We start from the raw sequence: 14,233 nt of genomic DNA, 5'->3' as shown, positions 1-14,233 counted from the left end.
TCATAGGCCGCCGCCTCCGCCGGCGCCGGCCTATGAGGCCAAGCAGTTCATCGTCTACTTCCCGTTCGATCAGTACGTGATCACGCCGGAAGCCCAGGCGGTGATCACCGACGCGGCCAACTACGCCCAGGGCGGCAACGCCACGCGTCTGGTCGTCGTGGGTCACGCCGACACCTCGGGTTCGGCGACCTACAACGTCCGCCTGTCGGAACGCCGTGCGAAGGCCGTGGCCGACGCGCTGGTCGGCGCCGGGGTGAACTCGTCGGCGCTGTCTGTCGACTGGAAGGGCGAGACCATGCCCGCGGTCGCCACCGGCGACGGCGTGAAGGAACCGCTGAACCGCCGCTCGACGATCGACATCAACTTCTAAGTCGATCCAAGACAGCGACTAAAGCTGAGGGCCCGGCGGAAACGCCGGGCCCTTTTCCTTTGCAGCTCCACTTCCCTCCCTTGATGGGGAGGGACAGGCCGCAACGCGGCCAGGGTGAGGGAGACCGGGCCGGAGTCGGGCGGCGATTACCCACCCCCCATTCCTTCGCTTGAAGATCGGAACAAAACATGAACATAACTCTCACTCATGAGACCCGAGATCCTGCGCGCCCGCGAGCTGCGACGGAACATGAGCGAGCCGGAGGTCATCCTCTGGAGTCGCCTCAAACGCCTGCGCGAGCAGGGCTTCGCCTTCCGTCGGCAGTTCCCCTTCCGCGGGTACTTCCTGGACTTCGCCTGCCTGTCCTACCGGTTGGTGATCGAGGTCGATGGCGGGCAGCACAACGAGGAGCGACAGGCCGAGCATGATGCCGTGCGGGATCGCATTCTCGAGCGGCACGGCTTTCGGGTGTTGCGGTTCACGGCCGGTGAGGTGCGGCGGAACCTTGGCAGTGTGATGGATCGGGTTGCTTGTGCGCTTGAGGAGATTCCGCGGGCGAAGGGGGAGGGCCGCACTGAGGCGCCGAGCCCGATCCTCACCCCCTCACCCTGACCGCTTCGCGGTCTGTCCCTCCCCATCAAGGGAGGGAACGGCTCCTAGATCGGCAGCTGGGTGGTCGACTTGACCTCTTCCAAGACGGCATAGGTGCGCGTCTCGCGGACGCCGGGGATGCGCACCAGGACGTCCTCGAGGAACTTGCGCCAGGCGGCCAGGTCGCGGACGCGGGACTTGATCAGATAATCGAAGCCGCCAGCCACCATGTGGCATTCCAGAACGTCGGGCGCCCGGCGGGCCGCGGCGGCGAAGGTGTCGAAGACCTCCGGCGTGGTTCGGTCCAGGACCACCTCGACGAAGATCAGCACCCCCCGCTCCACCTTCTCCGGATCCACCAGCGCGGCGAAGCCGGTGATGTAGCCGCTCTCCCGCAGCCGCCGGACCCGGTCCGAGCAGGCCGAGGCCGAGAGATTGCAGCGCTCGGCCAGTTCGGCGTTGCTGATCCGCCCGTCCGCCTGCAACGTCCGGAGCAGGCGCCGATCCGTGTCGTCCAAGCGTAGACTATTCGACATGTGGCGCTCCGAGCGTGAATCCTTCGGCGGATGTGGCAATCTATCGTAGCACATTCGTTCTGCCGTCGATTATGCCGTTCATCCTTGCAGATGGAGCTTCGGATGGCGTTCGATCACCTGGACCAGGACAAGTTCGCCGACGAGCGCGCGACGCTCGCCGCCATCCTGGCCGCCAAGCCCCTGAGCCAGCAGGACCGCGAGGCGGTGCGCGTCGAGGCCGAGGCCCTGGTCCGCGCCGCGCGCAGGACCGCCGACCGCCAGGGCGTGGTGGAGAGCTTCCTGCAGGAATTCAGCCTATCGACGCGCGAGGGCCTGGCGCTCATGTGCCTGGCCGAGGCTCTGCTGCGGACGCCCGACGAAGAGACTCGTGACCGGCTGATCGCCGAGAAGATCGCCTCGGCCGACTGGGCCAGCCACGCGGGCCGGTCCGACAGCCTGCTGGTGAACGCCTCCACCTGGAGCCTGATGCTCACGGGCAAGATCATCGACCCCGACGAGGAGGCCCGCAACGACCTCTCCGGCTTCATCAAGCGCCTGGCCGGGCGGCTGGGCGAGCCGGTGATCCGCAAAGCGGTGGGCGCGGCGGTCCGGATCATGGGCGAGCAGTTCGTCCTGGGCTCCACCATCGAGAAGGCGATCCGGCGGGCCGGGGCCGACGGTTTCGTCTGTTCCTTCGACATGTTGGGCGAAGGCGCGCGCACCGACGCCGACGCCGACCGTTATGAGGCCGCCTATGCCGACGCCATCCGCGCCGTGGCGCGGCACGCCAAGGGGCAGGGGCCCGAGCGCGGTCATGGCGTCTCGGTGAAGCTGTCGGCCCTGTCGCCTCGCTACGAGGCGCGTCAGGCCGAGCGGGTGTTCGCCGACCTCTACCCGCGCATCGTCCGCCTGGCGCAGATCGCGGCGGAGGCGGACGTCAATTTCACCCTGGACGCCGAGGAGGCCGACCGCCTGGCCATCTCGCTGGAGCTGTTGGACCGACTGTCCCGCGAGCCTTCGCTGGGCGACTGGCGGGGCCTCGGCCTGGCGGTGCAGGCCTACCAGAAGCGTGGGCCCCGTACGATCGAGGCCGTGGCCGGCATCGCCCGGGCCAGCGGTCGCCGGCTGATGGTGCGGCTGGTGAAGGGCGCCTATTGGGATTCCGAGATCAAGCGCGCCCAGGTGGCGGGACTCGAAGGCTATCCCGTCTACACCACCAAGGCCGCCACCGACGTCAGCTACCTGGTCTGCGCCCGGGCGCTGCTGGGCGCGGCGCCGCACCTCTACGGCCAATTCGCCACCCACAACGCGCACACCCTCGCGGCCGTGCGCCTGATGGCCAGCCAGCTGGGCCTGTCGCCCGAATTCCAGCGCCTGCATGGCATGGGCGAGGCGCTCTACGGCGCGGCCAAGGATCGATACGGCGACTTCCCGCTGCGGGTCTACGCCCCGGTCGGCAGCCACGAGGACCTCTTGCCGTACCTGGTGCGCCGCCTGCTGGAGAACGGCGCCAACACCTCGTTCGTGCACGCCCTGCTGGACGAGAAGACCCCGGTGTCCAAGGTGGTGGTCGACCCGATCACCGCGGTGGAGGCGGCGGGCGCCGGCCCCCATCCGCGCATTCCCCTGCCGCGCGACCTCTACGGCCCCGGCCGGCGAAACTCCGGCGGCCTGGACCTGTCCATCCAGGCGGTGCGCGACGGCCTGACCGCCGCCATCACGCGGCTGGACGAGGAGATGCTGGAGGCCGCGCCGATCGTCTCGGGCCGCCTGGTGAAGGAGGGCGCCGGGCAGCCGGTGGTCTCGCCCAGCGTCCTTTCCCTCAAAATCGGCCAGTCGTGGTCAGCTTCCACGGCTAACGTGGACCAAGCGTTCGCCGCCGCCAGGCTGGCCCAGAAGCCCTGGGACCGCCTGGGCGGCGAGGGGCGAGCCAAGGTGCTGCGCGCCATGGGCGAGGCGCTGGAGGCCGAGCGCGACCGCCTGATCGCAATCTGCGTGCGCGAGGCCGGCAAGACCCTGGCCGACGCCATCGCCGAGGTGCGCGAGGCGGCCGACTTCTGCCGCTATTACGCGTACCTGGCCGAGCGCCAGTTCGCCCAGCCCGATACGATGCGCGGGCCCGTGGGCGAGACCAACCAGCTCAGCCTGCACGGCCGCGGCGTCTTCGTCTGCATCAGCCCCTGGAACTTCCCGCTGGCCATCTTCACCGGGCAGATCGCCGCGGCCCTGGCGGCGGGGAACGGCGTGCTGGCCAAGCCGGCCGAACAGACGCCGATCATCGCCACCGAGGCGGTGAAGCTGTTCCATGCCGCCGGCGTGCCCGCCGACCTGCTGCACCTGCTGCCCGGCGACGGGGCGACGGTCGGGGCGGCGCTGACGGCGCACCCCGGCTGCGACGGCGTGGCGTTCACGGGCGGCACCGACACCGCCTGGGCGATCAACCGCACCCTCGCGGCCCGCCAGGGGCCGATCGTGCCCTTCATCGCCGAGACGGGCGGGCTGAACGCCATGTTCGTCGACACCACGGCCCTGCGCGAACAGGTGCTGGACGATGTGCTGCTGTCGGGCTTCGGCTCGGCGGGCCAGCGCTGCTCGGCGCTGCGGCTGCTGTTCGTGCCGCACGACACCGCCGACCTGATCATCGAAGGGCTCAAGGGCGCCATGCAGACCCTGGTGGTGGGCGACCCCGCCGATCCGGGCACCGATATCGGACCGGTGATCGACGCCGAGGCCCTGGCTGCGCTGGAAGCGCATGCGGAGAAGCTGGGGCGCGAGGCCAAGGTGCTGGGCCGCCTGGAGGTCCCGGCGGGCGGCCATTTCTTCGCCCCGACCCTGGCCGAGATTCCCGATGCGTCGTTCCTGCAGAAGGAGGTGTTCGGCCCGATCCTGCACGTGGTGCGGTACGATCCGACCCGCCTGGAGCAAGCCGCCGCCCCCCTGGTGCAGGCCCGCTATGGCCTGACCCTGGGCGTTCACAGCCGCATCGAGGCCTTCGCCGAAGAGGTGCAGCAGGCGGTCCCGGCCGGCAACGCCTATGTCAACCGCTCGATGATCGGGGCCGTGGTCGGCGTCCAGCCCTTCGGCGGCGAGGGGCTGTCGGGCACGGGGCCCAAGGCAGGCGGGCCCCACGCCCTGCTGCGCTATGCGGTGGAACGGGCCGTCAGCGTCAACATCACCGCCCAAGGCGGCGATCCGGCTCTTCTCAACCTGGACGCCTGATCCTTATGGCCCCGCTCGCGTTGTAGGTCCCAAGGACGTTCGTCGAGGGACTTCATGACGCTGCAACAAGCCCTGGCCTTCGGGCTGATGGGCGCGACCATCGTCGCCTTCATCTGGGGGCGGTGGCGCTATGACGTGATCGCGGTCCTGGCGCTGCTGATCGGCGTGACATTGAACATCGTCCCGGCCAGCTCGGCCTTCGACGGATTCAAGAACGACATCACCGTCATCATCGCCTGCGCCCTGATCGTCAGCGCGGCCTTCGCCAAGTCCGGGGTGGTCGAGCTGGTCCTGCGGCCCCTGCTGCCGCATCTGAAGGGCGCCACGTCCCAGGTGATGCTGTTCGCGGGGGCGGTGACGGTCCTGTCCATGGTGACCAAGAACGTCGGCGCCCTGGCCATCATGATGCCCATCGCCCTCTCCGTGGCGAAACGGACGGGTACGTCACCTTCCCGCCTCCTGATGCCGATGTCCTTCGGCGCCCTCCTCGGCGGCACCGTCACCCTGGTGGGCACCTCCCCGAACATCATCGTTTCCCAGGTGCGCAACGACATCCTGGGGCGGCCGTTCGAGATGTACGACTACGCCCCCGTGGGGCTCGGCGTCACGGCGGTCGGCCTCGTCTTCCTGGCCTTCGGCTACCGCCTGCTGCCCAGGTCGCGGCCCGTGCCCGAGGCGATGGAGGCCGCCCTGGCGGCCAACCCCTATGTCACCGAGGTCGAGGTTCCCGGCCATTGGGATACCGCGCGCACCACCGTGGGCAAGCTGGGCCGCCTGGCCAACGGCGACGTCCAGGTGATGGCGCTGCTGCGCGACGGCAAGCGCCAGGCTTCGCCCCATCCGAACACCCGCATCCGGCCAGGCGACATGCTCCTGCTGGAAGGCGACCACCAGGCGCTGGACGACCTGATCGCACGGCTGAAACTGCGCCTGACGCGCTCCGACCGCCCCATCGCCATGGAGGAGCCCACCGAGGAAGTCCGGATCGTCGAGGCCATCGTCGGGCCGGACTCGATGATGGTCGGCCGCTCGGCCAAGCAGGAGGATCTGCACACCACCCACGGCGTGAACCTTCTGGCCGTCAGCCGCGCGGGCTATCGGGTGACCAGCGCCTTGCGGACGCTGCGCCTGCGCGCCGGCGACGTGGTGGTGCTGCAGGGCGCCGAGCGCGCCTTGCCGGGCGTCCTGAAGACCCTGGGCCTGCTGCCGCTGGCGGAACGCGAGGTGCGTCTGGGCGGCATCCGTCACGCCGTCGCGCCTGCGCTGATCCTGGGCGCGGCCATGGTGCTGGTGGCGCTGAAGATCGCCCCGGTCGCCATCGCCTTCTTCGGGGCGGCCGCCCTCATGGTGGCTATCGGCGCGATCCGCATGCGGGAAGCCTACGCGGCCCTGGACGGCCCGCTCCTGGTGCTGATCGCCTGCCTGATCCCGGTCAGCGACGCGATCCGCGCCACTGGCGGCGCCGACCTCATCGCCCAGGCCTTGGCCGACGTGTTCCGTGGCCAGGCGCCCATTCTGGCCCTGGCGGCGGTGATGGCCGTGGCGATGGCGGCGACGCCCTTCCTGAACAACGCCGCCACCGTGCTGATCGTAGCGCCCATCGGGGCCAGCCTCGCCAAGCTGCTGGGGCTGCAGCCGGATCCGTTCCTCATGGCGGTGGCCCTGGGCGCCGCCTGCGACTTCCTCACGCCGATCGGCCACCAGTGCAACACGCTGGTCATGGCGCCGGGCGGCTACCGCTTCATCGACTACCCGAGGTTGGGAGCGCCGCTGACGCTGATCGTCCTCGTCGTCGGAACGGCCCTCATCGCGCTCGTCTGGCCCCTGACCTCCTAGGTGTTCACAGTGTCGTGAATCGGCGACGCCATTAACCCGGGCCCCCGAGAGCCCCCGCCCCGGCGTTAAGGCCTCGTTAGCGAAAAAGTCTGTGTGCGGCGAACCCGCCTCATTGACGAGTCTGGCCGGCCTGTGTCGCTATATGTGGGCTGGTTCGGGGGTTGGACCACAAGATGTAGGGCGGAAGGCGGGTGCGTCTTCCTTCGAGGGGCTTAGGCAGGCACATGAGCGAAGCGGCGAAAGTTGGGATTGCCGAGACTTCTGAACGGGTTGCGTCGACCGCGGCGCGTCCGCAGCTTCAGCTTGTCCGCAAGGTCGAGGTGGATCGCTCGCGCGATGCGCTGCTGACCGATTTCGGCAAGACCACGCTGGAGGACCGCTACCTCCTGCCGGGGGAAAGCTACCAGGACATGTTCGCCCGCGTGGCCACGGCCTATGCCGACGACGCCGACCACGCCCAGCGGATCTACGACTACATCTCGCGCCTGTGGTTCATGCCCGCCACGCCGGTCCTGTCGAACGGCGGCGCGAACCGCGGCCTGCCGATCTCCTGCTTCCTCAACGCCGTGCCGGACAACCTGGAAGGCATCCAGGGCGTCTGGAACGAGAACGTGGCCCTGGCCTCCAATGGCGGCGGCATCGGCACCTACTGGGGCGGTGTCCGCTCCATCGGCGAGAAGGTGAAGGGCGCCGGCCAGACCAGCGGCATCATCCCCTTCATCCGCGTGATGGATAGCCTGACGCTGGCGATCAGCCAGGGTTCGCTTCGCCGCGGCTCGGCGGCCGTCTACCTCGACGTCCATCACCCCGAGATCGAGGAGTTCCTCGAGATCCGGAAGCCGTCGGGTGACTTCAACCGCAAGTCCCTGAACCTGCACCACGGCATCTCGATCAGCGACGAGTTCATGGAGGCTGTCCGCGACGGCGCCATGTTCGGCCTGCGCTCGCCGAAGACCGACGAGGTGATCCGCGAGGTCGACGCCCGCTCGCTCTGGCAGAAGATCCTCGAGATCCGCCTGCAGACCGGCGAGCCCTACCTGATCTTCTCCGACACGGTGAACCGGGCCATGCCGCAGCACCAGCGCGAGCTCGGCCTGTCGGTGCGCCAGTCGAACCTGTGCTCCGAGATCATGCTGCACACGGGCAAGGACCATCAGGGGCTGGAGCGGACGGCCGTCTGCTGCCTGAGCTCGGTCAACGCCGAGACCTTCCTGGAGTGGCGCGACCATCCGACGTTCATCGAGGACGTCATGCGCTTCCTCGACAACGTGCTGGAGGACTTCATCAACCGGGCGCCGCCCGAGATGAAGCACGCGGTCTACGCCGCCCGCCGGGAGCGGTCGGTCGGCCTGGGCCTCATGGGCTTCCACTCGTTCCTGCAGGCCCAGAACGTCCCGTTCGAGAGCGCCATGGCCAAGAGCTGGAACATGCGGCTCTTCAAGACCCTGCGCCGCCAGTGCGACGCGGCCTCGCGCAAGCTGGCCGCCGAGCGCGGCCCCTGCCCGGATGCGGCCGAGCGCAACGTGATGGAGCGGTTCAGCCACAAGCTGGCCATCGCCCCCACCGCCTCGATCTCGATCATCTGCGGCGGCACCAGCGCGGGCATCGAGCCGATCCCGGCCAACATCTACACCCACAAGACCCTGTCGGGGACTTTCGCGGTGCGGAACCCCTATCTCGAGCGCCTGCTCGACGAGAAGGGGCGGAACAACGTTGAGACCTGGGACACCATCCTGCAGAATGAGGGCTCTGTTCAGCACCTCGACTTTCTCAGCCAGGACGAGAAGGACGTCTACAAGACGGCCTTCGAGATCGACCAGCGCTGGGTGGTGGAACTGGCGGCGGACCGCACGCCCGACATCTGCCAGTCGCAGTCGGTGAACCTGTTCCTGCCCGGTGACGTGGATAAGTGGGACCTGCACATGCTCCACTGGCAGGCCTGGGAGCGCGGATGTAAGTCCTTGTATTATCTGCGTTCCAAGTCGGTTCAGCGGGCCAGCCACGCGGGGGGCGAGGAACTGGCGGCGGTCGTCCAGGCGGAAGGCAGGACCGACTACGAGGAATGCCTCGCCTGCCAGTGAGCGGGCACTAAGGCTGCCTTAGTTCGCCTGCGGCGCTTTTGCGCTTGCCGGCCCGGCGCGCCCGGCCAACTATGCCTGCGGGGACCACGTTGCACGGACGTGGGGTGGGAGTAGCGGATGCGTTTGCTGACGCATTTTGCCATCGCGTCGGGGCTGGCGGCCTGCGCCGGCGGCGCCCTCGCGCAGACTTCGGATCACGCCGCTCTGAAGGAGGCTGCGTTCGCCGAGACCTCGGCGGCGGCGGTGACCTGGACGTCCAGCGAGGTCAGGCTGCCGGGACGGGACGACGGTCCGGTGGACTCCCTGCGCATCCATGTCGGCAGCAGCATTCGCCTGCCGGGCCTGGCCCCCGGTAGGGACCGGTACGACCTGACCCTGGTCCGCAGCTGGCCGAAGGCGGTCAGCTTCGATTCCGACGGCCTGGCGTTCGACCTGGCCCCCCACGCCGGCTTCGGCGTCTCCAGCGCCGGGACCCAGGCCGAGGGCGGCGCCACCCTGACCATCTCGAAGTCCCGCGGCGAGCGGGCGCTGGAGCAGCTGCGCGACCTGGGCGTCAAGGACGGCGCCAGCTTCGGCGACAAGGGCCGCTGGTACCTGTTCGCCGCGGCCAGCGGCCGGGCGGTGGGCCTCAACATGCTGCGCGGCGAGGACGGCTGGGACCGGGCCGGCTGGAGCACGGACGCCTCCGGCGCCCTGGTCGGCGACGCCCAGGTGGGGGTCGGCTGGCGCAAGGGCGACGTCCAGTCCTCGTTCGGCGTCATCCACCGCGAGGTGAAGGGCCGCCACATGGTGTTCGGCCAGCAGACCCGTGACGACACGGTGGCCGCCTTCACCTTCTCGCTGAAACCCACCGGCCGCTAGAGCCGGTCCCAGCCCGCCTCGAACGGATACCGCCGCGCCCACAGGTCGGCGAGCCGCGGGTCGGCGTCCAGCCGGCGGACCACCTCGCCCATGCGCGGCGCCGCCGCGTAGAACCGCTGCCGCCGCGGCCGGAACCGGCTGACCACGGTGACATAGAGGTCGAGCACGGTGAGCCGGTCACCCAGGAGATAGCGGCCGGGCGCCAGCCCCGCCTCCATCACCGCCCAGCAGTCCGAGATGCGGTCCTGGATCCGCCGGTCCACGTCGGCGTGCAGGGCGGGATCGGACACGAGGCGCGAGGGATCGTCCTTCAGCCAGTAGTGGGCGTAGATCGCCGAGGAGACGAAGGCCATCCAGCGCAGGAAGGCGCCCCGCGTCGGATCGCCGGCCGCCGGCGCCAGCCCCGCCTGCGGGTGCTGCTCGGCCAGCCAGGTGAGGATCGCCGCGCTCTCGGTCAGCGCCTCGCCGCCGGGGGTGAGGAGGGCCGGGACCTGACGCAGGGGATTGGCGGCCAGCACCCGGTCGCCGTCCGCCCGCTGGTCCGGATCGTAGGTCGGCGCCTCGACCACCTCGTGCGGCGCGCCGATCAGCGCCAGGGCCGCCTCCACGGCCACCCCGCCGGACCCCGCCGCGGAATACAAGATGTAGTGGTCGGCCATCGTCTATCCACAATCCATGGGAAAGATATCCCCGCCTGCGCGCAACTTACCCCTGCCGCCCGGCGCGGTTCAGGCTTACCTTTCCATTAACGGGAAGCGCGTGCTCCTGATTCGTCGCAGGGCCAAGTTCATGACCACGTCCAACGTCCGCAACCTGCCGGGGCTCCTCACGCCCTCCTACGCCTACAAGCCGTTCCGCTATCCGTGGGCCTACGACTTCTGGAAGAAGCAGCAGCAGGTCCACTGGATGCCGGAAGAAGTGCCGCTGGGCGAGGACCTCAAGGACTGGGCCTCCAAGCTGAACGACAAGGAGCGCAACCTCCTCACCCAGATCTTCCGCTTCTTCACCCAGTCGGACGTCGAGGTGAACGACAACTACATGGAGCGGTACAGCCGCGTCTTCAAACCCACCGAGGTGAAGATGATGCTGGCGGCGTTCTCCAACATGGAGACGATCCACATCGCCGCCTACGCCCTGCTGCTCGAGACGATCGGCATGCCGGACGCCGAGTTCACCGCGTTCCTGGACTACCAGGCCATGCGCGACAAGCACGACTACATGCAGCAGTTCGGCGTCGAAACGAACGCCGATATCGCCAGAACGCTGGCCATGTTCGGCGGATTTACCGAGGGGCTGCAGCTGTTCGCCAGCTTCGCCATGCTGATGAACTTCCCGCGCCACAACAAGATGAAGGGCATGGGCCAGATCGTCAGCTGGTCGGTGCGCGACGAGAGCCTGCACTGCGAAGGCATCGTCAAGCTGTACCACGCCTTCAACAAGGAGACGGGCGCCGTCACCAAGAGCGTGGCCGACGATATCGTCGATTGTTGCAAGACCGTCGTCGGTCTGGAGGACAAGTTCATCGATCTGGCGTTCGAAGCCGGCGAAGTGCAGGGCATGACGCCCGACGACATCAAGAAGTACATCCGCTTCATCGCCGACTGGCGCCTGCGCCAGCTGGGCCTGCCCGAGGTCTATGCGGCCAAGGAAAACCCGCTGCCCTGGCTGCAGAGCATGCTGAGCGGCGTCGAGCACGCCAACTTCTTCGAGGCCCGCAGCACCGAATACTCCAAGGCCGCCACCCGCGGGCAGTGGCACGGCGACGCCGGGGTGTGGGCCGAGTTCGACAAGATGCAGGCGAAGCGCGCCGAGGGGCTGGTGGCGGGGGAGTAGGGGCAAATTGACCTATCCCTGGACGCAGGCCGCGCTCGAACTCGCCGGGCTGGGACGAGTTGCCGGCCCGACCATGTCATACTTGACCATGGCCCACGGCCTTCCCGCGGGTTATCCCCCGCCCGCTGCGGTCACCCGTCCCCTTCGCTGGATCCATGTTCGGCGCCGATTTGACGCCCTGCTTGAAGCGATAGGTATCTTGCCGAACCAACTTCAAGACGGCCAAAAGAAGGTTGAAAGTGTCACCGCGTCCCTCCATCGCGCGTATTACGGGGTAACCGATTGGACCTGCCATGCGGTCCTGGCAGGCTCCTGGGGCCGGCAGACGCGAGTGCGCCCTTCAGGTGACATCGACCTGATCTTCGTGTTGCCCTACGAGGTTTACGTCCGGTTTGAGCAACGAGATGGCAATCGGCAGTCCCAGTTGCTGCAGGAAGTTAAGGGCGTGCTTGCCCAGACCTTCACAAGGACCAGCCTTCGGGCCGATGGCCAAGTGATAGTGGTCGCATTCGATACTATTACGATTGAGGTAGTCCCAGCATTCCTCCTTGAAGATGGCCGTTACTGGATTTGCGACACGAATGGCGGCGGCCGCTACACCGTCAGCGATCCGCAGGCCCTCGCTGAGGATCTCGACGCTGCAGACCTCGCGACGGGTGGACAAGGTGCGCGCGACGAGCCCCTTGGTCCCAGAAATGTTCTTCTTGTTGGGGCGGCGCAAAATTCGCCGGGGTCACTTGGATCACGACTACGATCAGCTCCGTCGTGCGGCGCTGGTGTCCACCTCAGTCGATTGAAGGCCTTGCTATGTCCTTAAGCATAGATCGGGCCTCACTGATAAGGCTCACCAAGGAGATAAGCGAACTCAGGTCGAGAGAGGCAATCGAGCTGCAGAAGGAAGCTGGTGCTACGAAACGGGCGAACGCGGCCGGAGATCAAGCTCGCAGGGCGACCAGCTCTTCAAGCGTTTCAAGCTATCTAAGCACTGTGAATCGGGAAATGCAGAATGTCGAACGGGCTCAGGCGAGCCGTTCGCGTCTTGCAAATGACATCGCTCGCAAGAGCCAGGAAGCCGCTCGGCTTCAAGAACGCATTTCCCGAGCAGAGTCAGCAGAACGCTCGGCCGCTCGGGCCGCCGATGAAAAGCGGCACCGGGACGATGAGCGTGCCCGTAGGGCGCTAGCCGATGCCAACAGCAAGCTACGCGACGACTACGAAGCCAGGGTAGCGAATCTTGAGGCGCAAATCGCGGCTCAGATCGAAAGCCAAGCTTCGCGCACAGTGCCATTCGAGGTCTCTGCGGCATATGGTGAAACCGAGCCCTACGACTTCTTCATATCTCATGCCTGGGCGGACAAAGAGGAGTTTGTCGACGGCTTCGTTCGCAAGGCGGAGTCTGCTGGATTGCGCGTTTGGTACGACAACTTCGCGCTGGTTTGGGGTGATCCGATCCGCCAAAAAATCGACGAAGGTCTGCGGAGTGCGTACTTCGGTGTCGTCGTGCTTTCACCCAACTTCTTTTCTCGTCCTTGGCCTAACTACGAGCTCGACGGGATAATTCAGCGTGACCTCTCGGGCCGAGGCCGCCTTCTCCCAATTTGGCATCGACTCACCCAGGATGATGTCGAAAAGCATGCCCCTTCGCTGGCAGGTCGTTTAGCGCTGAGCACGGCATCGTCTTCCAGCGACGCCATCGTGAAGGAGCTGATTGTAGTGCGTGATCGGTTCAGGGATGCCGTGAAACGCAATGAGAATCCCACTCGCGACGGCTAGCGAACCCCTCACGCCGCCATGAACCCCTCCCGGTGCTTCTCCACGTAGGTCGGATGGGGCCACAGCCGCTCGTCGTTCGGCAGATGAATCCGGTCCATCTGGCGTTCGAAGAGAACCCGCAGCTCGGCCGGGACCTTGTTGTGCGAGACGAGGAGGCGGTATTCGGGGGTCAGTGAGATCAGGTGTCGGTCGAATAGCCAGTGGACCGTGCCCGACAAGGCGATGCCGTTTTGGACGACATCGGGGCCGCCCTGGCCCACGCCCCAGATGTGGGCGGCCTGAACCTCGGATCGGCCGCCGCCGTTGATGATCCGCAGGCCGGTGACGGCGCAGCGGTCGTCGTAGGCCTCACAGACCTGGCGGCGGAAGTTGGCGTCGCGGATTTTGCGATTGACCAGCATCTGTTCGATGCGCCGCACCTGGTCGAGGCCAGGCGTCGCGCCGTGGTGCTCGAAGGGCCGCGAGACCTCCGCCATCCCCATCGCAGGGTCCGTAAGGCCCAGGCGGACAGCGTTCTCGGGCGCCAGGGTTTCGGAGAGGCCGGCGGCGACGATGGCTGCGAAGTCGGCGTCGGCCAAGGGGCGCATCGCCTTGCCTTGCAGGCTGGCCCCGATGCGGCCGGGGTCCTCCACCGCGCGAAGGGGTGCTTCCCAGTATCCCCCGCCGCCATACGGCGCGGCGGCGAACAGGACGGGGCGATCGAACGGCAGGTAGTCGCCGATAATCGCATAGGCGTGGTTGGGGCGGCGAGGGTCGGGTTCGATTCCCAAGACCCTGGCGACGGCGATGTAGGCGCGGCGGCCGCGATTGCGTTGGGGTTCCCGGTAGATGATCCAGTCGCCGAGCGCGGATTCGGCTGCGGCGATGTAGTTGCTCTGGGTCGGGAAGTGGTAGCGGCGGACGATTTCGTCGTCGTAGCCGGAGTTCGGCTTGGTATCGAAAACCGCCTTCATCGCCCCACTGGAGCTTCACCCAAGGGTCGCGTCAATCGCCGGTGTTTGAAGCTCTCGCTCGAAGGGAGCCGGCCGCTTCGACATCTGTGCTTCCGGTCGCTGGGTATCAGGGCCACGATACCTAGCCTCGCGGCTGCGCCGCCTTGCCACCTGCTCGCCCCCTCCACCCCCCGCTCTTCGGCCTGCGGCCTCGGCGGGCGG

General features: G+C 67.5%; 12 protein-coding genes. 9 read left to right on the top strand and 3 right to left on the bottom strand.

Going from position 1 to position 14,233, the window contains the following annotated elements; genetic code table 11:
* Together AX721_RS10465 and AX721_RS10460 are read left to right on the top strand one after the other, a co-directional pair.
* The coding region (locus tag AX721_RS10465; protein WP_156467114.1) for an OmpA family protein at positions 1 to 370 on the top strand (370 nt) is incomplete at its 5' end.
* A 207-nt stretch (positions 371 to 577) separates the two neighbouring features.
* The gene (locus tag AX721_RS10460; RefSeq protein WP_068875963.1) at positions 578 to 982 is read left to right on the top strand and encodes an endonuclease domain-containing protein; all 405 of its coding nucleotides are present in this window, start codon (positions 578 to 580) and stop codon (positions 980 to 982) included.
* Positions 983 to 1,026: 44 nt separating this feature from the next.
* On the opposite strand, the gene AX721_RS10455 is transcribed toward AX721_RS10460, so the two are convergent.
* Positions 1,027 to 1,497, bottom strand: a complete 471-nt coding sequence (locus AX721_RS10455; protein ID WP_068875962.1) for a winged helix-turn-helix transcriptional regulator — start codon at positions 1,495 to 1,497, stop codon at positions 1,027 to 1,029.
* A gap of 102 nt (positions 1,498 to 1,599) precedes the next feature.
* Here AX721_RS10455 and putA point away from each other — a divergent pair, with 102 nt between their 5' ends.
* From putA to AX721_RS10435, 4 genes are all read left to right on the top strand, one after another.
* On the top strand, positions 1,600 to 4,695 hold the full coding sequence (putA, locus tag AX721_RS10450) for a bifunctional proline dehydrogenase/L-glutamate gamma-semialdehyde dehydrogenase PutA (protein WP_068875961.1): 3,096 nt from the start codon (positions 1,600 to 1,602) through the stop codon (positions 4,693 to 4,695).
* A gap of 54 nt (positions 4,696 to 4,749) precedes the next feature.
* Complete coding sequence (locus AX721_RS10445; RefSeq protein ID WP_068875960.1) at positions 4,750 to 6,531, top strand: SLC13 family permease; 1,782 nt, start codon at positions 4,750 to 4,752, stop codon at positions 6,529 to 6,531.
* 224 nt (positions 6,532 to 6,755) lie between these two features.
* Positions 6,756 to 8,612 (top strand): ribonucleoside-diphosphate reductase subunit alpha, encoded by a 1,857-nt coding sequence (locus AX721_RS10440; RefSeq protein ID WP_068875959.1) that lies wholly within the window; start codon positions 6,756 to 6,758, stop codon positions 8,610 to 8,612.
* Positions 8,613 to 8,729: 117 nt separating this feature from the next.
* Complete coding sequence (locus AX721_RS10435) at positions 8,730 to 9,473, top strand: lipid A-modifier LpxR family protein (RefSeq protein ID WP_068875958.1); 744 nt, start codon at positions 8,730 to 8,732, stop codon at positions 9,471 to 9,473.
* Here the strand turns inward: AX721_RS10435 and AX721_RS10430 are convergent.
* Complete coding sequence (locus AX721_RS10430; protein ID WP_068875957.1) at positions 9,470 to 10,132, bottom strand: glutathione S-transferase family protein; 663 nt, start codon at positions 10,130 to 10,132, stop codon at positions 9,470 to 9,472. The genes AX721_RS10435 and AX721_RS10430 overlap by 4 nt on opposite strands.
* Positions 10,133 to 10,262: 130 nt before the next feature.
* Between AX721_RS10430 and AX721_RS10425 the strand changes: the two genes are divergently transcribed.
* The 3 genes from AX721_RS10425 (at position 10,263) to AX721_RS26795 (ending at position 13,079) form a co-directional block, all read left to right on the top strand.
* Positions 10,263 to 11,306 carry a ribonucleotide-diphosphate reductase subunit beta gene (locus AX721_RS10425; protein WP_068875964.1) on the top strand — a complete coding sequence of 348 codons (1,044 nt, stop codon included), beginning with the start codon at positions 10,263 to 10,265 and terminating at the stop codon, positions 11,304 to 11,306.
* A 73-nt stretch (positions 11,307 to 11,379) separates the two neighbouring features.
* A complete protein-coding gene (locus AX721_RS28750; RefSeq protein WP_369807899.1) occupies positions 11,380 to 12,123 on the top strand; it encodes a hypothetical protein in 744 nt (247 codons plus the stop codon).
* Between the two features lie 182 nt (positions 12,124 to 12,305).
* The gene (locus AX721_RS26795) at positions 12,306 to 13,079 is read left to right on the top strand and encodes a toll/interleukin-1 receptor domain-containing protein (protein WP_197422531.1); all 774 of its coding nucleotides are present in this window, start codon (positions 12,306 to 12,308) and stop codon (positions 13,077 to 13,079) included.
* Between the two features lie 8 nt (positions 13,080 to 13,087).
* On the opposite strand, the gene AX721_RS10415 is transcribed toward AX721_RS26795, so the two are convergent.
* Positions 13,088 to 14,032: an HNH endonuclease gene (locus AX721_RS10415; protein WP_068875955.1), complete on the bottom strand. Its 945-nt coding sequence runs from the start codon at positions 14,030 to 14,032 to the stop codon at positions 13,088 to 13,090.
* Between the last annotated feature and the right edge of the window lie 201 nt (positions 14,033 to 14,233).

The organism is Phenylobacterium sp. CCH9-H3 (assembly GCF_001557235.1).
GTDB lineage: Bacteria > Pseudomonadota > Alphaproteobacteria > Caulobacterales > Caulobacteraceae > Phenylobacterium.
This window is presented reverse-complemented; position numbering and strand designations above follow the sequence as displayed.

Bases quoted from the DNA above. Each gene is read 5' to 3' on its own strand.
- AX721_RS10415 (WP_068875955.1), bottom strand. From the start codon at position 14,032: ATGAAGGCGGTTTTCGATACCAAGCCGAACTCCGGCTACGACGACGAA.
- AX721_RS10425 (WP_068875964.1), top strand. From the start codon at position 10,263: ATGACCACGTCCAACGTCCGCAACCTGCCGGGGCTCCTCACGCCCTCC.
- AX721_RS10460 (WP_068875963.1), top strand. From the start codon at position 578: ATGAGACCCGAGATCCTGCGCGCCCGCGAGCTGCGACGGAACATGAGC.
- putA (WP_068875961.1), top strand. From the start codon at position 1,600: ATGGCGTTCGATCACCTGGACCAGGACAAGTTCGCCGACGAGCGCGCG.
- AX721_RS10445 (WP_068875960.1), top strand. From the start codon at position 4,750: ATGACGCTGCAACAAGCCCTGGCCTTCGGGCTGATGGGCGCGACCATC.
- AX721_RS10430 (WP_068875957.1), bottom strand. From the start codon at position 10,132: ATGGCCGACCACTACATCTTGTATTCCGCGGCGGGGTCCGGCGGGGTG.
- AX721_RS10440 (WP_068875959.1), top strand. From the start codon at position 6,756: ATGAGCGAAGCGGCGAAAGTTGGGATTGCCGAGACTTCTGAACGGGTT.
- AX721_RS26795 (WP_197422531.1), top strand. From the start codon at position 12,306: ATGCAGAATGTCGAACGGGCTCAGGCGAGCCGTTCGCGTCTTGCAAAT.
- AX721_RS10455 (WP_068875962.1), bottom strand. From the start codon at position 1,497: ATGTCGAATAGTCTACGCTTGGACGACACGGATCGGCGCCTGCTCCGG.
- AX721_RS28750 (WP_369807899.1), top strand. From the start codon at position 11,380: ATGTCATACTTGACCATGGCCCACGGCCTTCCCGCGGGTTATCCCCCG.
- AX721_RS10435 (WP_068875958.1), top strand. From the start codon at position 8,730: ATGCGTTTGCTGACGCATTTTGCCATCGCGTCGGGGCTGGCGGCCTGC.